This window comes from Streptomyces sp. NPDC037242, assembly GCF_055604165.1.
Genome location: NZ_JBVJUY010000036.1, coordinates 1 through 24,599, shown reverse-complemented (window position 1 = coordinate 24,599; position 24,599 = coordinate 1). Strand labels below are relative to the sequence as shown.

Annotated in this window: 21 protein-coding genes, 1 pseudogene and 1 riboswitch; of the genes and pseudogenes, 13 read left to right on the top strand and 9 right to left on the bottom strand. The window is 72.9% G+C overall.

Annotated features, from left to right (window positions below; genetic code table 11):
- Positions 1-424 precede the first annotated feature (424 nt).
- Positions 425-562, bottom strand: a pseudogene (locus tag ACZ7GJ_RS31975) (glycosyltransferase family 2 protein); the annotation flags it as partial.
- Between the two features lie 430 nt (positions 563-992).
- On the opposite strand from ACZ7GJ_RS31975, the gene ACZ7GJ_RS31970 reads away from it, so the two are divergent.
- From ACZ7GJ_RS31970 to ACZ7GJ_RS31960, 3 genes are all read left to right on the top strand, one after another.
- On the top strand, positions 993-1,925 hold the full coding sequence (locus ACZ7GJ_RS31970) for an N-acetylmuramoyl-L-alanine amidase (protein ID WP_470756554.1): 933 nt from the start codon (positions 993-995) through the stop codon (positions 1,923-1,925).
- Positions 1,926-2,064: 139 nt separating this feature from the next.
- Positions 2,065-2,904: a hypothetical protein gene (locus ACZ7GJ_RS31965; RefSeq protein WP_470756552.1), complete on the top strand. Its 840-nt coding sequence runs from the start codon at positions 2,065-2,067 to the stop codon at positions 2,902-2,904.
- 105 nt (positions 2,905-3,009) lie between these two features.
- Positions 3,010-4,020 (top strand): LLM class F420-dependent oxidoreductase, encoded by a 1,011-nt coding sequence (locus ACZ7GJ_RS31960; protein WP_470756550.1) that lies wholly within the window; start codon positions 3,010-3,012, stop codon positions 4,018-4,020.
- A gap of 224 nt (positions 4,021-4,244) precedes the next feature.
- On the opposite strand, the gene ACZ7GJ_RS31955 is transcribed toward ACZ7GJ_RS31960, so the two are convergent.
- Positions 4,245-4,763, bottom strand: a complete 519-nt coding sequence (locus ACZ7GJ_RS31955) for a hypothetical protein (RefSeq protein ID WP_470756548.1) — start codon at positions 4,761-4,763, stop codon at positions 4,245-4,247.
- Between the two features lie 430 nt (positions 4,764-5,193).
- On the opposite strand from ACZ7GJ_RS31955, the gene ACZ7GJ_RS31950 reads away from it, so the two are divergent.
- Entirely contained in the window at positions 5,194-8,652 is a 3,459-nt protein-coding gene (locus ACZ7GJ_RS31950) for an ALF repeat-containing protein (protein ID WP_470756546.1), read from the top strand.
- Between the two features lie 47 nt (positions 8,653-8,699).
- A complete protein-coding gene (locus ACZ7GJ_RS31945) occupies positions 8,700-9,179 on the top strand; it encodes a hypothetical protein (RefSeq protein ID WP_470756545.1) in 480 nt (159 codons plus the stop codon).
- Positions 9,180-9,273: 94 nt separating this feature from the next.
- Here the strand turns inward: ACZ7GJ_RS31945 and ACZ7GJ_RS31940 are convergent, their stop codons facing one another.
- Positions 9,274-9,654 carry a hypothetical protein gene (locus tag ACZ7GJ_RS31940; protein ID WP_470756543.1) on the bottom strand — a complete coding sequence of 127 codons (381 nt, stop codon included), beginning with the start codon at positions 9,652-9,654 and terminating at the stop codon, positions 9,274-9,276.
- Between the two features lie 24 nt (positions 9,655-9,678).
- A complete protein-coding gene (locus ACZ7GJ_RS31935) occupies positions 9,679-10,320 on the bottom strand; it encodes a hypothetical protein (protein WP_470756541.1) in 642 nt (213 codons plus the stop codon).
- A 112-nt stretch (positions 10,321-10,432) separates the two neighbouring features.
- Here ACZ7GJ_RS31935 and ACZ7GJ_RS31930 point away from each other — a divergent pair, with 112 nt between their 5' ends.
- Positions 10,433-10,735 carry a hypothetical protein gene (locus ACZ7GJ_RS31930; protein ID WP_470756539.1) on the top strand — a complete coding sequence of 101 codons (303 nt, stop codon included), beginning with the start codon at positions 10,433-10,435 and terminating at the stop codon, positions 10,733-10,735.
- A gap of 34 nt (positions 10,736-10,769) precedes the next feature.
- On the opposite strand, the gene ACZ7GJ_RS31925 is transcribed toward ACZ7GJ_RS31930, so the two are convergent.
- From ACZ7GJ_RS31925 to ACZ7GJ_RS31915, 3 genes are all read right to left on the bottom strand, one after another.
- Positions 10,770-11,858, bottom strand: coding sequence for a prenyltransferase/squalene oxidase repeat-containing protein (locus ACZ7GJ_RS31925; protein ID WP_470756537.1), 1,089 nt, complete (start codon positions 11,856-11,858; stop codon positions 10,770-10,772).
- Positions 11,855-12,589 (bottom strand): class I SAM-dependent methyltransferase, encoded by a 735-nt coding sequence (locus ACZ7GJ_RS31920; RefSeq protein WP_365927891.1) that lies wholly within the window; start codon positions 12,587-12,589, stop codon positions 11,855-11,857. The genes ACZ7GJ_RS31925 and ACZ7GJ_RS31920 overlap by 4 nt, the downstream gene beginning before the upstream one ends.
- 91 nt (positions 12,590-12,680) lie before the next feature.
- Entirely contained in the window at positions 12,681-13,994 is a 1,314-nt protein-coding gene (locus ACZ7GJ_RS31915; protein WP_470756535.1) for a glycosyltransferase family 4 protein, read from the bottom strand.
- Positions 13,995-14,199: 205 nt separating this feature from the next.
- Between ACZ7GJ_RS31915 and ACZ7GJ_RS31910 the strand changes: the two genes are divergently transcribed.
- Positions 14,200-14,835: a TetR family transcriptional regulator gene (locus ACZ7GJ_RS31910; RefSeq protein WP_470756534.1), complete on the top strand. Its 636-nt coding sequence runs from the start codon at positions 14,200-14,202 to the stop codon at positions 14,833-14,835.
- Positions 14,836-15,143: 308 nt separating this feature from the next.
- Here ACZ7GJ_RS31910 and ACZ7GJ_RS31905 read toward each other — a convergent pair whose 3' ends face one another.
- On the bottom strand, positions 15,144-15,377 hold the full coding sequence (locus ACZ7GJ_RS31905) for a ferredoxin (protein ID WP_365927877.1): 234 nt from the start codon (positions 15,375-15,377) through the stop codon (positions 15,144-15,146).
- Complete coding sequence (locus ACZ7GJ_RS31900; protein ID WP_470756532.1) at positions 15,377-16,849, bottom strand: aldehyde dehydrogenase; 1,473 nt, start codon at positions 16,847-16,849, stop codon at positions 15,377-15,379. Before ACZ7GJ_RS31900 ends, ACZ7GJ_RS31905 begins: the two co-directional genes overlap by 1 nt.
- Before the next feature lie 212 nt (positions 16,850-17,061).
- On the opposite strand from ACZ7GJ_RS31900, the gene ACZ7GJ_RS31895 reads away from it, so the two are divergent.
- The 6 genes from ACZ7GJ_RS31895 to ACZ7GJ_RS31870 all read left to right on the top strand — a co-directional run bounded on the left by ACZ7GJ_RS31895 (position 17,062) and on the right by ACZ7GJ_RS31870 (position 24,310).
- Positions 17,062-18,123, top strand: a complete 1,062-nt coding sequence (locus ACZ7GJ_RS31895; RefSeq protein ID WP_470756530.1) for an MBL fold metallo-hydrolase — start codon at positions 17,062-17,064, stop codon at positions 18,121-18,123.
- A gap of 114 nt (positions 18,124-18,237) precedes the next feature.
- Positions 18,238-18,306: riboswitch (cobalamin riboswitch) on the top strand.
- Positions 18,307-18,443: 137 nt separating this feature from the next.
- Positions 18,444-19,715: a prenyltransferase/squalene oxidase repeat-containing protein gene (locus tag ACZ7GJ_RS31890; RefSeq protein WP_470756528.1), complete on the top strand. Its 1,272-nt coding sequence runs from the start codon at positions 18,444-18,446 to the stop codon at positions 19,713-19,715.
- Positions 19,715-20,425: an SCO2322 family protein gene (locus ACZ7GJ_RS31885; RefSeq protein WP_470756526.1), complete on the top strand. Its 711-nt coding sequence runs from the start codon at positions 19,715-19,717 to the stop codon at positions 20,423-20,425. The genes ACZ7GJ_RS31890 and ACZ7GJ_RS31885 overlap by 1 nt, the downstream gene beginning before the upstream one ends.
- The gene (locus tag ACZ7GJ_RS31880) at positions 20,422-21,708 is read left to right on the top strand and encodes an energy-coupling factor transporter transmembrane component T (RefSeq protein ID WP_470756524.1); all 1,287 of its coding nucleotides are present in this window, start codon (positions 20,422-20,424) and stop codon (positions 21,706-21,708) included. The genes ACZ7GJ_RS31885 and ACZ7GJ_RS31880 overlap by 4 nt, the downstream gene beginning before the upstream one ends.
- Positions 21,708-23,447, top strand: coding sequence for an ABC transporter ATP-binding protein (locus ACZ7GJ_RS31875; protein ID WP_470756522.1), 1,740 nt, complete (start codon positions 21,708-21,710; stop codon positions 23,445-23,447). The genes ACZ7GJ_RS31880 and ACZ7GJ_RS31875 overlap by 1 nt, the downstream gene beginning before the upstream one ends.
- A gap of 11 nt (positions 23,448-23,458) precedes the next feature.
- Complete coding sequence (locus ACZ7GJ_RS31870; protein ID WP_470756655.1) at positions 23,459-24,310, top strand: ECF transporter S component; 852 nt, start codon at positions 23,459-23,461, stop codon at positions 24,308-24,310.
- Positions 24,311-24,599 lie beyond the last annotated feature (289 nt).

The window sequence follows — 24,599 nt, the reverse complement described above, 5'->3', positions numbered from 1 at the left end:
GTGGATCGACGAACGTAGGCATGACAACGCCGGCCAGGGCGGTCGCCTGGCCCGACACGACGCGGTTCGCCGGACATGCCGCACAGCCGGCCGCCGCCCAAGACGCTCCCCAGGCCAGGGCGACGGCGGCTCATCCCTGCGGGCTCCACTGCCCAAGATGCGGTTCGACGTTCAGTAAGGAGACCAATCAGCCCCCCGTGTGGTTGTGCGGGTGGCTGAGAATCTTTCGCGACTGCGAACGGGCGGGAGCGGTGTCGCTGAGGGGGGGGTGGTTACGGTATCGCGGGCTTGGTCAGCTGGGGAGTGCAAGGTCCATGTGTGAACAGCTTTGTGGCGCCAGTTGCGGCTTGACCTGGTTTGCCTCCGGGTAGCCTCGGTCCCGGCATGCCTGTGCCGATGCTGCGACATCCTGACCGGCCTTGGTGACCGGTGGCCGACCCAGTCGGGTCATGTTCCAGGCCGTCCGCCACCGCATGGGGCGGCGGGGCGGACATGTGGTCCGTACTCCCTCGAAGAACCCGGCCCACCACGACTTGAGCCCTGCCAGCGGGGGACGTGGGCGCTGAAATATGCCGCGGCTCCGTGCAACTGCTTCGCTGCTGGGACGAAAGTCCTTATGTTCGATGGCACAACATAGAGAATCTCCCCGATTGGCCGCCGTTTTCATGGTCCGATCCTTCGCTGGGCCGGTCACGGTGGGTCTGACTGAGCGGCTCACACTCCGGGAGCCCCGCCAGGTCGAACCTGGCCGGGCTCCCGGACAGAGCGACGGCAGCAATTCACGGGCATGTCAGCGGACGGGGACGGCGGAGGGTGGCGAATCGTCGCCGCCGGAGGCGGCCGTCTCGGTGGTATCCGGCTGCTGAGGGCGTCGTTTCCGCATTCCGCTGTCGCCCAGCAGGGCCTCGTCCGAGGGGGCGGGCCGCACCGGCCACGCCCCCGGACGGGCTAGGGTCCGTACTACAAGCAGACCGCAGGTCTAGCATCGCCGCGTGCCCTACGAAGACAGACCCGAGCCCCCCGCCGCCGACGCCGCCCCGGCCCGGCCCTGGTACGCGCGGCGGGCCACGCTCGCCGTCGCGGCGGCCGCCGTCGCCCCGACCTGCCTGGCGGGCTGGGTGCTGACCCAGGTCCTCGCCGGGGCCGGGCCGGACGACTCCCGCCCGCCGCGCATCGTGATGCCCCTGGCCGCCCCCACGTCGGCGCCGAGCCCGGCCCCGAGCGCCGGCAACGGCGCCAAGGCCGATCCGCTCGCCGGACGTACCGTCGTCATCGACCCCGGCCACAACACCGGCAACTTCAAGCACACGGACGAGATCGACCAGCAGGTCGACATCGGCACCAACCGCAAGGAGTGCGACACCACCGGCACCACCACCAACTCCGGCTACATGGAGGCCGAGTTCACCCTCGACGTCTCGCGCCGGCTGCGCACCCTCCTGGAGGCGCGCGGTGTGAAGGTGCTGCTCACCCACGAGGCCGGCAAGGCCCGCGCCTGGGGCCCCTGCATCGACGAGCGCGCCCGCATCGGCAACGAGGCCCGCGCCGACGCCGTGGTCTCCGTCCACGCGGACGGCGTCTCCGCGGGCAACCGCGGCTTCCACATCATCCTGCCCGCCAAGGTCAAGGGCGGCAGCGCCGACACCGCGCAGATCGTCGGGCCCTCCCGGCAGCTCGGCGAGCGGATCGCCGGGAACTTCGCCCGGACCACCGGCTCCTCCCCCGCCAACTACCTCGGCAGCGGGACCGGTTTGGTCGTCCGCGACGATCTGGGCGGACTGAACCTCTCGACCCGCCCCAAGGTGTTCATCGAATGCGGCAACATGCGTGACGCCAAGGACGCGGCGCAACTGACGAGTCCGGAGTGGCGCCAGAAGGCGGCCCAGGGCATCGCGGACGGCATCGTCGGCTTCCTCGGCGGGTAGTCCCCCGGGACGGCCCGCCGCCCCGATCCTCTCGGCCGCGGTAGACCTCCGTACCATGGTGCCGCCCGCGCCACTCCCGTCACGACGCGTGCGACCGCGGCACCACGAGACGACCGAGACCGAGAAGGACACCTAACACGTGAACATCCGCTCCCTCACTCGAGGCGACGGCGTGGTGATCGGAGCAGCGGCGCTGCTGTTCATCGCCTCGTTCCTCGATTTCTACTCCGCGACCGGCCTCGACCTGCCGAGCGTGTGGGACACCGACGTGTACCGTCTGGCGCTCCCCAGCATCTTCCTGCTCGCCTTCATCGCCGCCGGCCTGCTGATCGCGGCCCGCTTCCAGCCCGAGGGGCGCCAGCTCCTGGGGCTGCCGCTGCGCGCGTGGGGCACCGTGCTGGCCGTCGCGGCCGCGTGGTCCTCGCTGTGGTCGCTGATCACGAGCCCGAGCGGGGCCGACCTGGGCGCTGGCTGCATCATCGCGTTCCTGGCCACGCTCGCCATGGCCGGCGTGACCCTGTTCGGCTCGAAGGTCCCGGCGCTCGCCGGTTCCCTGGTGCCCGAGCCGAAGCCGGCCGTCGCGGCCGCCCCGCCGTACGGCGGCCAGCCGCAGCCGGGTGCCGGGTACGGCTACCCGGGCGCCCAGCAGCAGCCGTACGGGGCCACCCCGCAGCCGGTCCCGCCCTACGGCGGCACCCCGCAGGACGCCTCGGCCACTCCGGCCCCGGGCGCGGACTACAGCGCCGCCCCGCAGGAGGCCGCGGCCGCCCCGGCTGCGGACTTCACCCCGTTCTGGTTCGCGGTCCCGGTGGCCCGCCCCCTCTTCGCCGAGGACGGCTCCCCCACGCCGATCGCCGAGCTCGCCCCGGGCACCTGGTACCTGGCCGTGGAGCAGCGCGGCCCGGCCACGCTGATCGCCCAGACCCAGGACGGCCGCCGCGGCGTGCTGAACGACACCTCGGGCATCCAGCGCGGCTGATCCCCGAACCCGCGCGGGCAACGGCCCCCCACCCTTCCGGGTGGGGGGCCGTTGCCCTACAGTCACCTGACGCACCGTCAGTTGTGGCATCGCGGAGGGACGTACATGCGCCTCGGACTCGCACTCGGCTACTGGGGCCGCGGCCCCCAGCCCGCCCACCTCGACCTCGCCGCCGAGGCCGAGAACCTCGGCTACGACTCGGTGTGGACCGCCGAGGCCTGGGGCTCGGACGCCTTCACCCCGCTGACCTGGATCGCCGCCCACACCTCGCGCATCCGGCTCGGCACCGCCATCGCGCAGATGGCCGCCCGCACCCCCACGGCCACCGCCATGCACGCCCTCACCCTGGACCACCTCTCCGGCGGCCGGATGATGCTGGGCCTGGGCCTGTCGGGACCGCAGGTGGTCGAGGGCTGGTACGGGCGCCCCTTCCCCGCGAGCCCGCTCACCGCGACCCGCGAGTACGTCGACGTCATCCGCCAGGTGCTGCGCCGCGAGGCCCCCGTCGCGTTGGACGGCCGCTTCCACAGCCACCCGTACCGCGGTGCGGACGGCACCGGGATCGGCAAGCCGCTCAAGCCGATCACGCACCCGCTGCGCGCGGACCTGCCGCTCCTGCTGGGCGCCGAGGGGCCGAAGAACATCGCCCAGACGACCCGGATCGCGGACGGCTGGCTCCCCCTGTACTGGTCGCCGACCCGTACGGACGCCTACCAGGCCTCCCTGGCCGACCTCCCCGAGGGATTCATGATCGCCCCGATGGCGCGGGCCAAGGTCTGCGACGACGTCGCCGAGGGGCTGCTCCCGGTCAAGGCCATGCTCGGCTTCTACATCGGCGGCATGGGGCACGCGGCGCGCAACTTCCACGCCGACCTCATGGGGCGGATGGGCTACGAGGAGGAGGCGCACCGCATCCAGGAGCTGTTCCTGGCGGGGCGCAAGGAGGAGGCCGTCCTCGCCGTCCCGGACGCGTTCGCCGACGAGATCTCCCTGGTCGGCCCCCGGGAGCGGATCGCGGAGCGCCTGGAGCTGTGGCGCAAGGGCCCGGTCACCGACCTGCTCGTCACCGCCCCGGACCCGCACACCCTGCGCGTGCTGGCGGAACTCAACAGCTAGGGGGTGTCTGGCGGGTATCCGTGGGGAAGGAGCGGCGTCCGGTGCGTGCTCCCGGCGTGCCGACCGGAAGTCCGCGTACTGGTCGTACTCGGGCTTTCGGTCGGTGCGGCGAGAGTGCGTGCCGGGCGTCGCGACGCCGCGGACATCCGTCAGACACCCCCTAGTACGGGGAGGTTGGCGTGGGCGCGGCCCGGGGACGTGCCCGAGCCGCGGCCGGCGCAGGACTACTTGGTCGCGCGGATCGCCACCAGGGCGTGGTCGCGCTTGGCCGGGTCGAGGAGCTTGCCGACGCTGGTCCAGGAGTTCTGCTTGACGTCGAAGGAGACCTCGGTGTTGTCGACGGTCATGTCGACGCGGACCTTGTAGTCGTTGCCCTTGACCGAGTACACGGCGGGCAGTTCGAGGTTCAGGTAGCCGCCGTTGCCGGTGACGCTGAAGCAGAAGGTGTCGGTGCGGTCGGTGCTGCTGTAGAGCTCCAGCAGGTTCCCGCCGACGGCGCAGTCGACGTACATGATGTGCCCGTCGCCGCTCTTGAGCTTGATGCCGCGCGCCGCGAAGGCCGCCTCGGCCTCGGCCTTGGGGTACTCGAAGTTCTCCACCGCGTACGGCATGTCCGTGGCGTTCGCGGCCTGCGCCGCGGGCGCCGGGTTCGCGGACGCGGTCAGCGAACCGGCCACACCCACCGCGCCCACCGCGGCGACCACAGCGCCGACCATCAGTGCATTGCGCGACAGCTTCTTCATTCTTCCTCTTTCTGATGCAAAAAAGAGGGGGAATGCGTGTCGCCTAATTTCGGGCACACGCGCGCGCAAATTTTCCGTACGGCCACAAGACCCTACTCGCGAGTATTCGCAAAAGGCTTTTCGGTCGCGAAATTCCCCCCCGCGCATCAACCGCCCCGTACGGCAAGATCTTTTGTACCACATCAACTTGGCCGCAAAAAATCAAAACCGCAGGCCACGAAGGACCATAGCGGGCAATCGGGACATTCGCGATCATGGTCGAGTACTCCCTGTACTGTCACCACGAGACGCCCGGGTCCCTGACCAAACCGGACTCGGCATTCCGCTTCGCACACGCATCATCCGTGGGGGATAAAAGTTGAATAGGAACACCGGGCCCTGGAATCAGGGTCCGTCCTTCGGGCTGGGCGGGGGAATCCTCCGCTCGACCGTGGCGGGAGCGATAACGCTCACGCTGAGCGTCGGACTGCTGGGGGGAGCGGCCGGTGTGGCCACCGCCGCCGACCCGGTCGTCCCGCAGCTGAGCGAACGCGCCCAGCTCGTCGAACTGTGGCGTACCGGTGGCGAGACGACCAAGGAGGCCGCGGCCGCGGTCCTCGCCGGCACCGACGCCGAGGTCAGCGCGTTCCTGAAGAACGACGCGGCCTCCTACCGGCAGCAGGACGAACGCATGAAGGCGTTCATGATGCTGAACGCGGCCGGCCCCAACGTCGCCGCCGAGCTCAACGCGGCCGTCAACGGGTCGCCGCAGCAGCTGCACGACTACCTGAAGCAGGACCCCAGCAAGAGCGGCGCCGCCCTTGAGGACGAGCGCATGGCCGTGCTCGACATCATGACCGCCGGTGGGGACGCCGTCCGCGAGGACGGCACGAAGGCGATCAACAAGAAGAGCATCGCCGCGCTGCTGAGGTTCCGGACCGACGGCCAGTACGCCGCTCGGGCGGAGGACGAGCGCATCGAGGTCATGATGATGCTCCAGTCCGCCGGCCCGAACCTCAACAAGGCCGCCCAGGAGGCCCTCAACACCTCCGCGGCCGCCGTCCACGAGTTCCTGCTCAACGGACAGCACGTCGCCCGGGCCCGCGACCAGGAGACGATGAGCATCGCTCAGCTCGGCCAGGTCGCCGAGAAGGCGAGCCAGAACGCGAAGGCGGAGACGCTGGCGGCCAAGGAGGCCTCCGACCGCGCCGTCCGCGCCGCCGCCGACGCCAAGGCCGCCGCGGAGAAGGCCGCTTGGGAAGCCTCCCAGGCGCAGGCCTCCTCCAAGGAGGCCCGCGCGGCCGCACTGCGCGCCGCCGACGCGGCGACCGGCGCCGCCGCCGCGGCCCGGACCGCGATCCAGGCCGCCAACACCGCCATGTCCGCCGCACGGCAGGCGGCCCACGCGGCTGCGGCCGCCGCCAGCGCCGCCACGGCCGCCGGCAACGCCGCGTCCCGCGCGTACAACGCGGCGTCCGCCGCCTCCAGGGACAACGCCCAGGCCGGTGCGGCCCGGGACGCCGCACGGGTGGCCCGCGAGGCCGCCGAGGGCGCCCAGACCATCGCGAACGCGCTGTCCAGCGCGATCGACTCGCTCGTCGCGTCGGTCGGCTCCGCCAAGGCGGCCGTGAGCGCGAGCAAGAACGCCGCCGCTTCGGCCGCCGCCGCCGCCGAGGCCGGACGCCAGTCCGGCATCTCCAGCGCCGAGGCCCAGCGCGCGAACAACGCCGCCGCCCGGGCCCGGGCCGCCGCCACCACCGCGGAGAACGCCGCGGGCAACGCCGAGCGGCTGGCCGGGCAGGCCATCACCGCCGCGCGGGCCTCGCACAAGGCCGCCAACGACGCCGTGGACCACGCCCGGAAGTCGGCCGCTGCCGCTGAGGAGGCCGCTGCCCACGCGGGTCAGGCCGTCAACTTCGCCAACCAGTCGAAGGTGCACGCGGACCGGGCTGCCGAGGCCGCCAAGACGGCCGCGGACGCGGTGACCCAGGCGAGCGTCATCGAGAAGACCGCCCGCGAGACCGAGGCGGCGCAGCTCCAGGCCCAGCAGGAGCAGGCCATCGTCGTGGCCCAGGACCTGAAGGCCCAGGACCAGGCCAAGCGCAAGACGGCCCGGGCCAACGAGGCCGAGGCCACCCGGCGCGACGCGCAGACCAACCAGCTCCTCGGTGAGGCCGTGGCGCCGGGCGTGACCGAGGCCGACGCCGCCACCAAGGGCCGCAAGGCCGCCGTACGGATCATCGAGACCGGTGGCGCCTGGACCAAGATGGCCGCCGAGACGGCGCTGTCCGGCACGGACGCCGACGTCGTCTCCTGGGTGCGCAGCGCCCGCCCCGTCGCGGAGGAGCAGGACGACCGCGAGCGGGTCGGCACCATGACCGTCACCGGTTCCCCGGCACTGCGCCCCGCGGCCGGTGCCGCGCTGAGCAGCCCGTACTCGACCGTCTCCACCTTCCTGAAGACGGGCCAGTACCAGGCGCAGATCGAGGACTTCCGGGTGGAGGTCCTGAAGATCTCCCAGACCGGTGGCCCGGTCGTGCAGAAGGAGGCCGACGCGGCGATCAACGCGAAGACCCCGGAGGCGCTGCGCCAGTTCCTGGAGACGGGCTGGTACGACGCCCGTATCGAGGACGACCGGATGATCGCCCTCGACGTCGCCCGCAACGGCGGACCGCAGGGTCAGGCCAGGGCGCAGGTCGTCCTGTCCGGACCGCCGAGCATGCTGCACGAGTTCGCGACCGTGGGCCGTTTCCAGGCCGCCAAGGAGGACAGCGAGTCCGCCACGCACATCGAGACCGTCCGCGGTCTGATCGCGAAGGCCGCGGGGGCCGCGGCGAGCGCGAGCCAGAGCGCCTCGCTGGCCGCCGAGTACGCCGCCACCGCCAACGACGCCAAGAACGACGCGCTGCGCTACGCGCAGGACGCCCGTAACTCCGCGATCAAGGCCGAGGGTTACGCCACCGACGCCAAGAACTCCGCCAAGGCGGCCGACGTGTCCGCGCAGCAGGCCACGAACTCGGCCCAGCAGGCGAGGAACGCGGCGGCGCAGGCGAGGAACGCGGCCCAGTGGGCGGAGAGCTCCGCCAAGTCGGCGAGCTACTCCGCGGCTCGGGCCAGCGCCTCCGCCTCGGACGCGTACGCGTCCGCCGACCGCGCGCGCAACGACGCGCTGGCGGCCGGCAAGAGCGCGGCCGAGGCCAAGATCGAGGGCACCCGTGCCCTCGGCGCCCTGATGAACAAGATCATCGAGGAGTTCAAGCCCAAGCCGAGCATCAGCGTCACGGGCAAGGGCGAGTTGCAGCCGGGCTCCGACCAGGCCGAGCACCCCAAGTACAACAGCGCGTCCTTCTGGGACAAGCTGCTGGCGTCGCAGTGGGCGCCGCAGGTGGCCGCCGCCGGTACGGGCGTCTGCGCGCTCGGCGATTTCGCCTGCCGCCTCTACGAGCGGTGGCTGTTCGTGCGCAACGACAAGCCCTACGACCTGACGAACGACGACTTCACCAAGATGTTCTCGGCTCCGGGCTGGCAGGACCGCCGGTTCAAGCAGCTGAAGGAGTTCGCCGAGCAGGCCTCGGCCCAGTGCCCCGGCGGCGTCGGTACCACCTGCCGCATGGGCATGGACTCCTGGTGGAAGAACGACAGCTTCAGCTTCTCGGAGAACACCGACCTCTGGGCGGCGATGCGCGGGTTCAGCTACCGCCAGAGCGGTGACCTGGAGTTCACCAAGCTGGAGGGCGGCAAGTTCCGCATCAAGGGCGACGTCCGCATCGACGTCTACAAGGACTACAACTTCGACGCGGGCGACGGCGGCACGCCGCTGGGCGCGTGGGCCGCGCTGCCCCCGGTCGGGTACGGCAAGGACTTCGCCATCCAGGGCAGCAAGGTGACGTCGATCGACATCACCAGGTAGTCGGAACCCGTCATATGATCTTGCCGACGAACAGAGAAGGTGGCTCGATGCGCATACGCACGGTGATCCGTTCCGCGGTGGCCGTCGTCACGGCCGGTGTCCTGCTGTCCGGGTGCGGCGCCTCCCGCCAGGAGGTGCTGGACACGTTCGGGCTGGAGCTGCCGGCCTGCGAGACCGAGAACCTGCGCTTCTCCGGTTCCAAGATGTTCGGAGCGGAGATGACGCTGAGCTTCACCGCGTCGAAGTCATGTGCGGACCAGTACCTCACGGACCACGGCGTCGACCTCGCGGTCTCCACGCAGTGGCCGTACGGCGAGACCATCGTCGACGGGAAGCGGAAGCCGCAGGCCAAGACGCCGTTCCCGGCGGACGCCATGGAGGAGCTCGGGCTGAAGGTGGAGCCCGGGCGCTCGTACCCCATGTACACGGCCTTCACCACGTCCAAGAAGCCCACCTTCGACCTGCTGGTCGACGAGCGGGGTGACCGGGTGAGCGTGTACCTGGTGTCCGTGACCCTCCCCGACTAGTACGCGGCGGGGGCAGACAGCAATCGAGGGGCGGTCTCATCCGAGACCGCCCCTCGACCGTTTTCGACGACACCGCGGGCGGCCGGGCCCAGGCCTAGGCCTGCGGAACGGCCGCCAGCAGCTCCCGCAGGTCCAGCGGCATCACGGCGATCTCGATCGTCCCGCCGCCCGCGTAGGCGCAGGTCACGATCCGCGACCCGGGGTTGATGGAGATGCCCTCCCGCACGGAGGGCACCCGCACCGCGGTGGCGCGGCCCTCGGCCAGCACCACGGGAGCACCGCGCCGCGGGACCCAGCGGGCCGCGCCCGGCTCGGCGTACACCCGGCCGATGCGCCAGCGGCCCTCGCCGGCGGGCCGGCGCGCCATGCACGGGATCCCGGCCACGGGCCCGGCGGCCACCCGCGCGCGGTGCTTGCGCCTCAGGAGCCAGCCGGCCCCGGCGGCCGCCGCCGCGAACATCACGAACTCGATCACAGCGCCCATTCAAACAGGCCGGGCTCAGCCACCCAGCTGGGAGGCGCTCGGGACCTTGTCGGTCACCTCGGCGCCCGCGCTCTTGCCCGCCTCCTTGACGCCGTTGATCACGTTCTGGAAGGCGTCGATGTCCGCGTCGCCCGCCTGGCCCTTGCGGAGCTTGTTGCCGAGGCCCTTGAGCGAGTCGATGCCCGCCGTCAGCGGGCCCATCGCCTTCGACAGCAGCGGGTCGCCCTTGGCGTTGTCCGCCGCCGCCTTCAGCCGGTTGTACGCGAAGGCTCCCGCGAGGCCCGCCTTGATGAGCGCGAACGTACGGCCCTTCGCGCCCTTCTTGAACTTGCCCGCACGGTACGGCTTGATGATCCACTGGTACGTCGCCCCGGCCGCGAGTCCGGCGTTGGCGACGAAGCGCGTCTTGGCGAACTTCTGCTTCTCGGCGCTGGTGCTGGGCGAGGGCGTCACCGCGGCCAGCTCGTCCTCCTCCACGGCCGCGGGCTCCGCGGCCGTGAGGGCGGCCAGCTCGGCCACCGCCGCCGCGGAGACCTCCTCGCGTTGGCCCCCGCCGTCACCGCCGCTGCCGCAGGCGGTGGCGCCGGCGACGAGCGCGGTGGACAGGACCAGCGCCGTGAGGGCGCGGCGGAATCGGACGGTGGTGGGTACGGCCACGATTGCCTCCGGGGACTGAGGTGTCCCCCGCAGCCTCACCCCGCCCGCCCGGCCCCACCACCGGGGGGACCCGTTCGGGTTTGCGCGCCGCCAACGGGGCAAGACGCGCTGCATGCCCACACACTCGCGAGTACACGCCCGAGGAAGCAGCCAGGCCGGCCGGACCGTCGCACTGGTGGCGGACGCGCTGGCCTTCGTGATCGCCCTGTGGATCCTGCTGTACCTGCTGGACGCCAACCAGGGCAACGGCCTCGTCGACTTCGTCCACGACGCCGCCGCCTGGCTCTCCGCCTGGTCCTACGACCTGTTCACCTTCCACCGCGAATGGGTCCAGGTCGTCGTCGGCCACGGCATCGCGGCCGTGACCTACCTCGTCGTCGGCCACGTCGCCGCAGGCTGGCTCTACCGCCGCTGATGCGGGGCTGCCGCGGACATCCGTCAGACACCCCCTAGCGGCAGCAGTCCGGCTCCAGGCCGTCCGGGAGCGAGGTACCGCCGAACACCTCTGCGGTCGCCTCGTCCCCGCCCAGCGCCGCGACGGCGAGCAGCAGGGACCCGGCGGTCCAAGTGGTCTGCTCCACCGGCCACACCGCCTTGTCCTCGAAGACGTAGCCCGTCCAGTACATGCCGTTCTCGGCCCGCAGGTGCCCGATCGACCGCAGGATCTCCAGCGCCCGGTCCGACTCCCCCGTCGCCCACAGCGCGAGCGCCAGCTCGCAGGACTCCCCGCCCGTCACCCACGGGTTCGGCAGCACGCAGCGCACCCCGAGGTCCGGGACGACGAACTCCTCCCACCGCTCCTCGATCCGCGCCTTCGCCTCGGCGCCGGTGAGCGCACCGCCCAGCACCGGGTAGTACCAGTCCATCGAGTACCGGGACTTGTCCAGGAACCGCTCCGGGTGGCGGCGTATCGCATGCCCCAGCGCGCCCGCCGCCAGCTCCCAGTCCGGCTGCGGCTCCTCGCGGTGCTCGGCGATGGCCAGAGCGCAGCGCAGTGCCTGGTGGATCGAGGAGGAGCCGGTCAGCAGCGCGTCGGTCACGGCCGTGCCGTCCGCCTCCCGCTTCCAGCCGATCTCCCCGCCCGGCTGCTGGAGCGCGAGGACGAACTCCACGGCCGCGTACACCGCCGGCCACATGCGGTCCAGGAAGGAGTCGTCGCCCGTCGCCAGGTAGTGGTGCCAGACCCCGACGGCGATGTACGCGACGAAGTTGGTCTCCCGGCCGGCGTCCTGCGGCTCGGCGGTGTCCACCCCGTCCGCGCGGTCGGCGTAGGCCGCGTGCCAGGAGCCGTCCTGGTTCTGGTGCCGCGCGAGCCACTCGTACGCCCGCTCCGCGGCCTCGTGCTCGCCCGCGGCGTCGAGCGCCATCGCGGCCTCGGTGTGGTCCCACGGGTCCAGGTGGTGGCCGCGGAACCACGGGATGGCCCCGTCCGCGCGCTGTGCGGCGAGGATCCCCGCCACCGTCTCGGCGGCCTGCTCGGCGGTCAGTACGCCGTCCAGGACCAGGTGTTCCGGCTCGGTGCGCCCGGGCGAGGTCACAGGGCCGCGCCGACCGGGAGGTGCGGCTTCGTCGCGTACGCCACGAAGCTCTTGCCGATGACGGGGTTCAGCGCCTGCTCCGCGAGGCGCGTGGCCAGCGGCTTCTTCATGATGTCCCAGACCAGCAGCTTGTGGTACGCCTTGACCGGCAGCGCCTTGTCGTTGTCGACGCCGAAGGCGCACTTGAGCCACCAGTACGGGGAGTGCAGCCCGTGCGCGTGGTGCGTGCCGTACGGCTTGAGGCCGGCGGCCTCCATCTTGCCGAGGAGCTCGTCCGCCTTGTAGATGCGGATGTGGCCGCCCTCGACCTCGTGGTACGCGTCGCTCAGCGCCCAGCAGATCTTCTCGGGGCCGTAGCGCGGCACGGTGATGGCGATGCGCCCGCCGGGCTTGAGGACGCGGACCATCTCGGCGAGCACGCCCTTGTCGTCGGGGATGTGCTCCATCACCTCGGAGATGATCACGACGTCGAAGGACTCGTCGGGAAAGGGCAGCGCGAGGGCGTCGCCCTCCATCGCGGTGGCGGTGGCGCCGGCCGGGGCCTCGCCGGCCTCCTTCATCGCGGCGAACCACTTGGCGACCTCGCGGATCTCCTCGCCGTTGCGGTCGACGGCGACCACCTGGGCGCCGCGCCGGTAGCACTCGAAGGCGTGCCGGCCTGCGCCGCAGCCCAGATCGAGCACACGGTCGCCTGCGGCGAGCGGGAACCGGGAGAAATCGACGGTCAGCACGGGGTCCTGCCTTCGCGGAGGTGGGGGCGGGGGGAGATGCGGGGGGTGGTACGGGGGGTGATACGGAACGGCAACGTGATCGGACGCCAGGTCACCGCGGGCGGCGGGTACGGGCGGTCTGCTCGATGGCCGCGCGGTAGTGCACCACGGTGCCCTCGGCGGCCTTGGCCCAGGTGAACCGGGCCAGGACCCGCTCGCGCCCGGCGGCGCCGAGGCGGGCGCGCAGCTCCGGGTCGCCCAGCAGCCGGGCCAGCGCGGCGGACAGTGCTCCCGCGTCGCCCGGGGGCACCGCGAGGCAGGTCTCGCCGTCGGGGCCGGCCACCTCGGGGATGGCTCCGCCAGTGGTGGCGACCAGCGGGGTGCCGGTGGCCATGGCCTCGGCCGCCGGGAGCGAGAAGCCTTCGTAGAGGGAGGGCACGCAGGCGATCTGCGCGCTGCGGACCAGGTCGACGAGCTCGGCGTCGGTGATGCCCTTGACGAAGCGGACGGCGTCCTGGAGCCCGTACGTCTCGATCGCGCGGGCGACCGGTCCGCGCTCGGCGCGCTTGCCGACGACGACGAGGTGGGCGTCGGGCTGCTCGGTACGGAGCTTCGCGAGCGCCTCGACGAGGTGCACCAGGCCCTTGAGCGGAACATCGGCGCTGGAGGTGGTCACGATCCGCCCCGGCACCTCGGCGATGGTGGCGTCGGGCGACCAGAGGTCGGTGTCGGCGCCGATGTGCACGACGTGGATGCGCTCGTCGCGCACGCCCAGGTGCTCGGCGATCTCCTGCTGGGAGGAGCCGGAGACGGTGAGCACGGACGGCAGGCGGCGGGCGACGCGGCCCTGCATGCGCGTGAAGGCGTACCAACGGCGCACGGAGGCCCGCTTCTTGCGGTCCTTGGCGGCGGCGAGGTCGAGCCCCCGATCGACGGTGATGGGGTGGTGGATGGTCGTCACCAGGGGTGCGCCCAGGTCGCCGAGGAGTCCGTAGCCGAGGGTCTGGTTGTCGTGGATGACGTCGAACTCACCGGCGCGGCCGCGCAGATGGCGCCGGGCCCGCAGCGAGAAGGTCAGCGGCTCGGGGAACCCTCCGGTCCACATGGTGGCGACCTCGACGGCGTCGATCCAGTCCCGGTACTCGTCGCGCTTGGGCGTGCGGAACGGGTCGGGGCTGCGGTAGAGGTCCAGGCTCGGCAGCTCGGTGAGGGTGGCACCGGTGTCGAGCACCGGGTAGGGCTGCGCGCCGATGACCTCGACGGAGTGCCCGAGCTTGACGAGCTCGCGCGAGAGGTGACGGACGTAGACGCCCTGGCCGCCGCAGAACGGGTTCCCCTTGTAGGTGAGGAGTGCGATGCGCAACGGGCGGTCGCCGTCGGTGGCGGAACCCACGAAAGGGCTCGTCACCATGGCCTCAGCGGTCACTCTCGGCCCCCTTCTCCCTGCACTTTCGCCGGAGCGTAACCGCTCGGATAATGTAGAACAAGTTTCAGACTTGATCCGTTGAAGACCATTGAATCTACCGGCCGGGAACCCCACCGTAAGAGGTGGAGCAGGTGATTCGCGCCACGGCTCCGGCGCCTGACATGCTGGCCCCGGAGCAGACCTCGCCACGCCAGGAACGGGACACATGACAGCGGATGCGAAGGCCGTCACGACACCGGCGATCACACCGGCGTCCCCTCCCCTGACGGAACGCCAGGAGGCCCGCCGCCGGCGGATCCTGCACGCCAGCGCCCAGCTGGCCAGCCGCGGCGGCTTCGACGCGGTCCAGATGCGCGAGGTCGCGGAGTCCTCGCAGGTCGCGCTCGGCACGCTCTACCGCTACTTCCCCTCCAAGGTGCACCTGCTCGTCGCCACCATGCAGGACCAGCTCCAGCACATGCACACCACGCTGCGCAAACGCCCCCCGGCGGGCGACGAACCGGCGGCCCGGGTGGCGGAGACCCTGATGCGCGCCTTCCGCGCCCTCCAGCGCGAGCCGCACCTGGCGGACGCGATGGTGCGCGCGCTGACCTTCGCGGACCGCAGCGTGAGCCCCGAGGTGGACACGGTGTCCCGGCTGACCACGGCGATCATCCTGGACGCGATGGGCCTGGACGCCCCGCCGACCCCGGAACAGCTCTCGGCGGTCCGCGTCATCGAGCACACCTGGCACTCGGCCCTGATCACCTGGCTCTCGGGCCGCGCCTCAATCGCCCAGGTCAAGATCGACATCGAAACGGTCTGCCGCCTGATCGACCTGACGGCACCGGAAACGTCCTGATCCCACCGCCCCCGGTGCGCGGCCGGCCGGGGGCACGGGGGGGGAGAGAGAGCGGGGGTGCTGTTGGGCGGTGGCTTCGACGGGTTTGGGGGTTTCCCGTCAGTCCCATCGTCTCTCCGTGTCGGTCCGCCCTGTCAAGGGCGCTCCCTGCGGTCGCGTCGCTGCGCGATGGCCTTCGGCCACCCTTGACAGACCGGCCCGCCACGGAAAGACAGGACTGTCGGGAAACCCCCAAACCCTTCAACGCCACTGACCCAGACAAGTCCCGCCCCCGCACCCCCGACCCGACCCGACCAACCCCCACCCCCCTACTCCTCCGGGGGGAACACCGCCTCGCCCGTGTCCGCCAGGGTGATCATGATGGCTTCGACCGGGCAGCCCTCGGCCGCCGTGAGGATCGGCTCGTTCGCGTCCGACTCCGGTGAGCGCGGGTGCGACTGGCGGGCCGAGTCGAGGGCGAAGCCCTCCGGGGCGTGGTTCACGCACATCCCCGAGCCGATGCAGACCCCGCGGTCCACCTCGACGTGCCAGCGGTCGCCCATCACTCACCCGCCGCAGGCGGCTGGTAGCCCGCCGGGAGGTGGATCATCTTGTGCTCCAGGTACTCGCTGAGCCCCTCGGGCCCGAACTCCCGCCCGACGCCGCTGTTCTTGTAGCCGCCGAACGGCCCCAGCATGTCCAGGCTGAAGGTGTTCACGTTGAAGGTGCCGGTCCGGACCTGGCGGGCGAAGTCGATGCCGTGCTCCACGTCTCCCGTCCAGACGCTGCCGCTGAGCCCGAACTCCGAGTCGTTGGCGACCCGTACCGCTTCCGCCTCGTCCCCGTACGGGATCAGGCAGACGACCGGACCGAAGATCTCCTCGCGGGCGATACGCATCGAGTTGGTGACGTCGCCGAAGAGGGTGGGCTCCACGTACCAGCCCTGCTCCAGGCCCGCCGGGCGGCCGCCGCCGGTGAGGACCTTCGCGCCCTCCTCCTGCCCGATCCGGATGTAGTCCAGCGACCGCTGCTGCTGCCGCTGGGCCACCAGCGGCCCGAGCTGCGTCGCCGGGTCGAGCGGGTCGCCGACCACGAGCGCCCCGGCCGCGGCGGCGAGGGCCTCTGCGACCTCCTCGTAGCGGCTGCGCGGAGCGAGTACCCGGGTCTGGGCCACGCACGCCTGGCCGTTGTTCATCCAGGCCGCCGGCACGATCCCGGCGATGGTGGTCTCCAGGTCGGCGTCGCCGAGGATGACGGCGGCGGACTTGCCGCCCAGCTCCAGCGTGACCCGGGTGAGGTTGCGCGAGGCGACCTCCATGACGCGCCGGCCGGCCGCGACCGAGCCGGTGAAGGCGACCTTGTCGATGCCGGGGTGCCCGACCAGGTACTCGCTGACCTCGCGGTCTGCGGGCAGGATCGACAGCACGCCCTCCGGCAGCCCGGCCTCGCGGGCGATGTCGGCCAGGATGTAGGAGTCGAGCGGCGCCTCGGGGGACGGCTTGAGGATCACCGCGGAACCGGTCAGCAGCGCCGGCGCGAGCTTCGCCGCGGCCACGAACTGCGGGACGTTCCACGGGATGACGGCCGCGACGACCCCGACGGGTTCGCGGCGTACGAGGATCGGCCCGAGCACGCCCTGGCGGTGCTCCTCGTACGGGTAGGCGCGCGCGACCGTGATCGCGGCGTCGTAGACCATCATCGGGCCGAGCGCCTGGGCGAGGATGCTCCAGGAGTACGGGGACCCGTTCTGGGAGCTGATCGAGCGGGCTATCTCCTCGTGCCGGACGGCGAAGGCGTCCTTGATCCGGCTGACGACGGCGATCCGCTCGTCCAGGGACATCCGCGGCCAGGGGCCCTCGTCGAAGGCCTTGCGCGCGACGGCGACGGCGCGGTCCACGTCCGCCTTCGAGGCGTGCGGGACGCTGCCGATGACCTGCTCGGTGTGGGGGGAGACGATCTGGATCGTGTCGGAGCCCAGCGGATCCGTCCACTCCCCGCCGATGAACAGTTGTCCGTGTTCCACGAGCTCGGTCATGGCTGATGCCTCCTGCGGCTTGGCGTTCCAGAACTGATACCAGTTCTAGTTCCAGGAGTCCACGGCCAGGACGGAACGGGGGTCCGAACCGGCCCGCCGACAGGCCGGAAGATCCAACGACTAGTCAGAACGGCCTGAAGATGGTCGACTTGGGCGACTACTGCAACATGTTCTCGTTCTCTTCCCGCTCGCAGCGCACACAGGGAGTCCCCATGTCACAGGACGCGTCACAGGTCACCGACCACGGCGGCGGCGTGTGGGGCATCAAGGTCCTCATCCCCGACAACCCGCTCGGACACACCCTCGTCCACCTCCTCGACACCGACCGCGGCCCGGTCCTCATCGACACCGGCTGGGACGACCCGGAGTCCTGGGACACCCTCGTCGCCGGCCTCGACACGCTCGGCATCGCCGTCGCCGACGTCCACGGCGTGGTCATCACCCACCACCACCCCGACCACCACGGCCTGTCCGGCCAGGTCAGGGAGGCCTCCGGCGCCTGGATCGCCATGCACGCCGCCGACACCGCGGTCGTCGTACGGACCCGGGCCTCCGAACCCGGTGTCTGGTTCGACTACATGAGCGACAAACTGGCCGCCGCCGGCGCCCCCGAGGCGCACGTCGCCCCCCTGCGCGCGGCCCGCGCGAGCGGCCGGATGCGCACCCTGCCCGGGCTGCGGGCCGCCGTCCCCGACCGGGAGATCGTCCCCGGGGAGCTGCTGCCGCTGGCCGGCCGCCGGCTGCGGGCGATCTGGACCCCGGGCCACACCCCCGGCCACGTCTGCCTCCACCTGGAGGAGCAGCACCCCGCGAACCTCCCCGGCAACGGCCGCCTCTTCTCCGGGGACCACCTGCTGCCCGGGATCTCCCCGCACATCGGCCTGTACGAGGCCCCGGACGAGCACGGGGTCACCCAGGTCACCGACCCCCTCGGCGACTACCTCGACTCCCTCGAACGCATCGGCCGCCTGGACCCGGCCGAGGTGCTCCCCGCCCACCAGCACGCCTTCACCGACGCCCCGGCCCGCGTACGCGAGCTGCTGGACCACCACGAGGCGCGGCTGACCGGGCTGTGGCGACTGCTGGCCGAGCCGCTGACCCCGTGGGGGCTGGCGGAGCGGATGGAGTGGAACCGCCCCTGGGAGCAGATCCCGTACGGCTCCCGCAACATCGCCGTCTCCGAGGCGGAGGCGCACCTGCGGCGGCTGGTGAAGCAGGGCCGGGCGGAGGCGGTCCCGGACAGCGACCCGGTGGCGTACAGGGCGGTGGTGTAGGGGCGCCGACTCAGGGGGCGGCCCCGGCTGTAAGGGGCGATCCCGCCCGGCGCCACCCGGCCCGAAGGCTACGGGCCGGTAGAGTGAGTCCGTCGTCCACACTTCCGTACGGGGGGAAGCCGGTGCAATTCCGGCGCTGACCCGCAACCGTGACCCACCCCGGCGATGCCCGGGCGGGGAGCCGGAATGCCCTGTACCGGAGGTGCGCGGCTCACGCCGCCGGTCCCTCCGGCGGCCGGCACCGTCGAGGTACACGGAGCCGGAGCCCGGTGCCTGTGCGTGCCTGCCTCCAGCTCCCCAGCACGAGAGGCACCCGCCCCATGAACGTCCGCCGCAGCGCTGCCGCGCTCGCCGCCTCCGCCGTGCTCTGCGTGGGTGCCGCTCCCGCAGCCCTCGCCGACACCGCGCCGCCCTCGCCCTCCGCCCCGGTGGTCCCGTCCGGGCTCTACGGCAAGAACGACCCGACGTACGACGGGGTCTTCCGCCAGTCGCTCGCCTTCCTCGCCCAGCACACGGCCGGGGTCAAGCCGGCCGCGCAGGCCGTCGACTGGCTGACGGGGCAGCAGTGCGCGAACGGCGCCTTCCCCGCCTTCCGCGCCGACACCGCCAAGGCCTGCGACGCGACGACGTACATCGACTCCAACGCCACCGCGGCCGCCGTGCAGGCGCTGGCGGCGCTCGGCGGTCACGACGAGACGGTGAAGAAGGCCGTCGCCTGGCTGAAGTCGGTACAGAACGAGGACGGCGGCTGGAGCAACAGCCCCGGCGGCGCCATGGACACCGGTACGGACGCCAACTCCACCGGCATCGTGATCGGCGCCCTCGCGGCGGTCGGCGAGAAGCCCGACACGGTGAAGTCCAAGACCGGCAGGACGGCCGACACCGCCCTGGAGGAGTTCCAGATCACCTGCCGGGAGGAGGGGACCACCGGCGACACCCCCACCGGCGCGTTCGCCTTCCAGCGGGACAAGGGCGTCCTGCTGCCCAACGCCGACGCCACCGCCGCGGCGGTGCTCGGCCTCCTGGGCAAGGGCATGACCGTCGAGGCCCCCAAGGCCGACCAGCCCGTCGCCGAGCACCCGGTCAACTGCAAGGCCGGCGCCGCCGGCCCGGGGGACGCGGCCGAGGGCGGTGCCCGGTACCTGACCGACACCATGGCCAAGTCCGGCGACCACCTGGTGTCCTCCCTCGCGGGCGCGGGCGAGCAGCCCGACTTCGGCAACACAGCCGACGCGGTCATCGCGCTCGCCGCGGGCGGCCACAAGGACGCCGCCGCGAAGCCGCTGGCCTGGCTGGAGCAGAACTCCGCCGCGTGGGCGAAGAAGGCCGGCCCGGGCGCGTACGCCCAGCTGATCCTGGCCGCGCACGCGGGCGGCAAGGACCCGAAGTCCTTCGGCGGCACCGACCTCGTGGCCGAGCTGAACGCGCAGGGCCCGGCCCCGCAGGGCGCGGACGCCGCGACCAAGGTGGAGACCGGGCAGGACAAGCCCTCCGGCGGCCAGAGCGTGTGGTGGATCGTCGGCGCGGGCGCCGCGGCCGGCCTGGGCATCGGCATCCTGCTGAGCGGCCGCCGGAAGAAGAACCAGCTCTGATGCGGCGGCTCACGACAGCTGCCCTGTCCCTCGGGGTGACCTTCGCGGTGGCCTTCGGGGTCCTGGTGACCCTGCTGGCCGCCACCCCGGCGCTGGCGGCGGGCTACCGCTACTGGTCGTTCTGGGACGGCGCCGGCGGGCAGTGGGCGTACGCCACCCAGGGGCCCTCGATCGCCCGCCCCGCGGACGGCACCGCGCTGGGCTTCCGCTTCGCGGTGAGCCAGGACGCCTCCGCCGAGGCGGCGAAGCCGCGGGCCGCGGCCGACTTCGAGGCCGTCTGCGGGGCCACCGCCGCGGTGGAGGGCCGCAAGCGGGTCGCCGTCGTCGTCGACTTCGGCGTCCCGGCGGACGCCCCGGCCGGCGAGACCCCGCCGCAGGACGCCCCGCGCACGGCCTGTGCGCAGGTGGCCCCCGGGGCCACGGCGGCCGAGGCCCTGGCGGCGGTCGCGAAGCCGCTGCGCTACGACAGCTCGGCGCTGCTCTGCGCGATCTCCGGCTACCCGAAGCAGGGCTGCGGCGACCAGGTCGCCGAGGCCGAGCCCAAGACCTCGGCCTCTGCCCCCTCTGCCCCCTCTCCCGCCCCGTCCGCGCCCGCCGCGGCCGGGGACTCCGGCGACGGCGGCCCCTCCGCGGGCCTCCTGGCGGGCATCGCCGCGGTCCTCGCCCTGGCCGCGGCCGCCGTCTGGCAGTCCCGCCGCCGCAACCGATGACGGAGCCCGACGCTCCGGGCGCGGCCGAAGCCGAAGCCGCGGCCCCCGAGGCCCCGGCCGCGCCCGGCCGCGGCCCGGGGCGCGCCACCGGCCCCCGGCCGCCCACCGGAGCCGCTCCCGCCGACGGGACCCCGCCCCGGGGGAGCCGGCCCGGGGCGCAGGGCGGCCCGCACGGATCGGCGTACAAAAAATGGCGGCCCCCGCAGGCCGACCGGGCCACCGCCCTGCACGCGGGTGCCTGGTGGCTCTGGGCCCTCGGCCTGGCCACCGCCGCCTCCCGCACGACCAATCCGCTCCTGCTCGGCCTGATCATCGGCGTCGCGGGCTACGTCGTCGCGGCCCGCCGCACCGCCGCCCCCTGGGCGCGTTCCTACGGGGCGTTCCTCAAGCTCGGCCTCTTCGTCATCGGCCTGCGCCTCCTCTTCTCCATGCTGCTCGGCTCGCCCGTCCCCGGTTCGCACACCCTGTTCACCCTCCCGGAGGTCCCGCTCCCGGCCTGGGCCCAGGGCATCCGCTTCGGCGGCAGGGTGACCGCCGAGCAGCTGGTCTTCGCCTTCTACGACGGCGCCAAGCTGGCGACCCTCCTCGTCTGCATCGGCGCCGCGAACGCCCTCGCCAATCCGGCCCGGCTGCTGAAGTCCCTGCCCGCGGCCCTGTACGAGGCCGGGGTGGCGGTCGTCGTCGCGATGACCTTCGCGCCGAACATGGTCGCCGACGTCGTCCGCCTGCGGACCGCCCGCCGGCTGCGCGGCCGCCCCACGGGCGGGGTGAAGGCCGTCCTCCAGATCGGTCTGCCGGTCCTGGAGGGCGCCCTGGAGCGCTCCGTCGCGATCGCCGCGTCGATGGACGCGCGCGGGTACGGGCGCACCGCCGAGGTCCCGCCCGCCGTCCGGCACACCACCAACGTCCTGACCCTCGGCGGCCTGCTCGGCATGTGCGCCGGCACGTACGGGCTGCTCGCCGCGGAGGGTGCCTCGTACGGGCTGCCCGTGCTCGGCATCGGCCTGCTGCTGGCCCTCGCGGGCCTGCGGCTCGGCGGGCGCCGCTCGGTGCGGACGCGCTACCGGCCCGACCGCTGGGGTCCGCGCGCCTGGCTGGTCGCCGGTTCGGGCGCGGCCGTCGCCGCGCTCCTCGTGTACGCGGGGACCGTCGCCCCGGACGCGCTGCGCCCGGGCGTGGTGCCGCTCGTCGCCCCCGAGCTGCCGTTGTGGCCCGCGGCCGCGGTCCTGATCGGCCTGCTGCCCGCCTTCGTGGCACCCGTTCCGCCCAAGGAGGCGTCGTAGTGATCCGCTTCGAGCAGGTGTCGGTCACCTATGCCGGCGCGTCCTCCCCTTCCCTCGCGGGCGTCGACCTGGTGGTCCCCGAGGGCGAGCTGACGCTGCTGGTCGGCCCGTCGGGGGTCGGCAAGTCCACCCTGCTGGGCGCCGTGTCCGGGCTGGTCCCCCACTTCACGGGCGGCACCCTGCGCGGACGCGTGACCGTGGCCGGGCGGGACACCCGTACGCACAGGCCGCGCGAGCTCGCGGACGTGGTCGGCACGGTCGGCCAGGATCCCCTGGCGCACTTCGTGACGGACGTGGTCGAGGACGAGCTGGCGTACGGCATGGAGTCCCTGGGCCTGCCACCTGCGGTGATGCGCCGCCGGGTCGAGGAGACCCTTGACCTGCTCGGCCTGAACGAGCTGCGGGACCGCCCGATCGCCACGCTCTCCGGCGGCCAGCAGCAGCGGGTCGCGATCGGCTCGGTCCTGACCCCGCACCCCCGGGTCCTGGTCCTGGACGAGCCGACCTCGGCGCTGGACCCGGCCGCGGCGGAGGAGGTCCTGGCGGTGCTCCAGCGCCTGGTGCACGACCTCGGGACGACGGTGCTGATGGCCGAACACCGGCTGGAACGGGTGGTCCAGTACGCCGACCGCGTGCTGCTCCTGCCGTCCCCCGGGGCGGCGCCGGTCCTGGGGCCCCCGGCGGAGGTCATGGCCGTCTCCCCCGTCCATCCCCCTGTGGTCTCCCTGGGCCGCCTGGCCGGCTGGTCCCCGCTGCCCCTGTCGGTCCGCGACGCGCGCCGGATGGCCGGGCCGCTCCGCGCCCGGCTGGATCCAGCCTCGCCGGCGCTTGAGGCGCGCGGTCCGGGGCGGAGCCCCGGTTTCGGGAACGGGCGGGGAGGGGGCAGCTCCGCGCAGCGGCACCCCGCACCCCGGCCCGGGCTGCTGGCGCGCCTGCTCGGGCGGGGCGAGCCCGCGGCCACCCCGGCCACCCCGGCCTCCGCGACCGACACGGTGGCGGAGGTGCGCAACCTCACCGTCCGCCGCGGCCGCGCGGAGGTGCTCCGCGGCATCGACCTCGCCGTCGCGCCCGGCGAAACCGTGGCCCTCATGGGCCGCAACGGCGCGGGCAAGTCCACCCTCCTGTCCACCCTGGTCGGCACCCTCGCCCCCACCACCGGCGAGGTGACCGTCGGCGGCCGCACCCCCCACCGCACGCCGCCCCCCGAGATGGTCCGCCGCGTCGGCCTCGTCCCGCAGGAACCCCGCGACCTCCTCTACGCCGACACGGTCGCCGCCGAGTGCGCCGCCGCCGACGCCGACGCGCAGGCCGCCCCCGGCACCTGCCGGGACCTGGTCTCCGCCCTGCTCCCGGACGTCCCCGACGACACCCACCCCCGGGACCTCTCCGAGGGCCAGCGCCTCGCCCTCGCCCTGGCCCTGGTGCTCACCGGCCGCCCGGCCCTGCTCCTCCTCGACGAGCCGACCCGCGGCCTGGACTACGCCGCCAAGGTCCGGCTGATCGCGATCCTGCGCGACCTGGCCGCGGCCGGGCACGCCATCGTCCTGGCCACGCACGACGTGGAGCTCGCCGCCGAGCTGGCCCACCGCGTCGTCATCCTGGCCGGCGGCGAGATCGTCGCCGACGGCCCGACGGCGGAGGTCGTCGTCTCCTCCCCCGCCTTCGCGCCGCAGGTGGCGAAGATCCTGGCCCCGGGCCACTGGCTCACCGTGAGCCAGGTCGCCGAGGCGCTGCGGTGAGCCGCACCGCGATGCGCCCGGTCCGGATCGGCCCCCGGGCCGCCGCCGCCCTGGTCCTGGTCACCCTCATCGGGATCGCCGCCTTCGGCTGGCCGCTGCTGGCCGACCGGCAGTCCGGGCTGGCGCACTCCCAGGACGCCCCGTGGCTCTTCGCCGCGCTGCTCCCGCTGCTCGTCGCGGTCGTCGTCGCGACCGTCGCCGACGACGGCATGGACGCCAAGGCGGTGGCGATGCTCGGGGTGCTCGCCGCGGTGGGGGCGGCGCTGAGACCGCTGGGCGCGGGCACGGCCGGGCTGGAGCCCATGTTCTTCCTGATGGTGCTGAGCGGCCGGGTCCTCGGCCCCGGCTTCGGCTTCGTCCTCGGCTCGGTGACGATGTTCGCCTCGGCCCTGCTGACGGGCGGGGTCGGACCGTGGATGCCGTTCCAGATGCTGGCCATGGGCTGGTTCTCGCTGGGCGCCGGACTGCTGCCCGGGCCGGAGCGGATCCGGGGCCGGGCGGAGCTGCTGATGCTCGCGGCGTACGGCTTCGCGGGTTCGTTCGCGTACGGCACGATCATGAACCTCCAGGGCTGGGTGCTCCTGCAGGGCATGGGCCAGGGCATCTCCTTCCACCCGGGGGACCCGGTGGCGGCGAACCTGGCGCGCTTCGCCGCGTACTGCCTGGCGACCTCGCTGGGCTGGGACCTGGGGCGGGCGGCGCTGACCGTGGTCCTGACGCTCACGCTCGGCGCGACGCTGCTGAAGGCGCTCCGGCGGGCGACTCGTAAAGCTGCCTTCGATGCGCCGGTTTCCTTCGATTCGGGGGTTTCGGGCACCGCCGACCACGCCCCCGAAAGGGGTACGAAGGGTGACAGAAGGTGAGATCTGGGGCCCTCGGCGGTGACCCGCCCCACAGGACCTAGGTCACATACGAAGCGGGATCGTAGTCCTCGGGCGGTCCTTATCCGCCCCCTCATCCCGGCCCCCACCTGCACGGATGCCGTCCGGTGCGACGGGGGGCCGTTGCGCCCCGGCTGCGAGGACCACTAGTAAGAGGGGTCGTTGCCAGGGGATCCGGGCGTCTGTAGAACTGGATGAGTCGCAAGGCGGCAGGGGTGTTTCACCCCCGCTCCACAAGCCGCCGACGAACCCCTCTCCTCCGCGTGAGTGG

What these genes read in the sequence shown, in the direction of transcription:
- ACZ7GJ_RS31945 (WP_470756545.1), top strand. Translation starts at nt 8,700, where the DNA reads ATGCGCATACGCACGGTGATCCGTTCCGCGGTGGCCGTCGTCACGGCC.
- ACZ7GJ_RS31880 (WP_470756524.1), top strand. Translation starts at nt 20,422, where the DNA reads ATGACGGAGCCCGACGCTCCGGGCGCGGCCGAAGCCGAAGCCGCGGCC.
- ACZ7GJ_RS31955 (WP_470756548.1), bottom strand. Translation starts at nt 4,763, where the DNA reads ATGAAGAAGCTGTCGCGCAATGCACTGATGGTCGGCGCTGTGGTCGCC.
- ACZ7GJ_RS31930 (WP_470756539.1), top strand. Translation starts at nt 10,433, where the DNA reads ATGCCCACACACTCGCGAGTACACGCCCGAGGAAGCAGCCAGGCCGGC.
- ACZ7GJ_RS31890 (WP_470756528.1), top strand. Translation starts at nt 18,444, where the DNA reads ATGAACGTCCGCCGCAGCGCTGCCGCGCTCGCCGCCTCCGCCGTGCTC.
- ACZ7GJ_RS31885 (WP_470756526.1), top strand. Translation starts at nt 19,715, where the DNA reads ATGCGGCGGCTCACGACAGCTGCCCTGTCCCTCGGGGTGACCTTCGCG.
- ACZ7GJ_RS31905 (WP_365927877.1), bottom strand. Translation starts at nt 15,377, where the DNA reads ATGGGCGACCGCTGGCACGTCGAGGTGGACCGCGGGGTCTGCATCGGC.
- ACZ7GJ_RS31910 (WP_470756534.1), top strand. Translation starts at nt 14,200, where the DNA reads ATGACAGCGGATGCGAAGGCCGTCACGACACCGGCGATCACACCGGCG.
- ACZ7GJ_RS31900 (WP_470756532.1), bottom strand. Translation starts at nt 16,849, where the DNA reads ATGACCGAGCTCGTGGAACACGGACAACTGTTCATCGGCGGGGAGTGG.
- ACZ7GJ_RS31895 (WP_470756530.1), top strand. Translation starts at nt 17,062, where the DNA reads ATGTCACAGGACGCGTCACAGGTCACCGACCACGGCGGCGGCGTGTGG.
- ACZ7GJ_RS31960 (WP_470756550.1), top strand. Translation starts at nt 3,010, where the DNA reads ATGCGCCTCGGACTCGCACTCGGCTACTGGGGCCGCGGCCCCCAGCCC.
- ACZ7GJ_RS31870 (WP_470756655.1), top strand. Translation starts at nt 23,459, where the DNA reads ATGCGCCCGGTCCGGATCGGCCCCCGGGCCGCCGCCGCCCTGGTCCTG.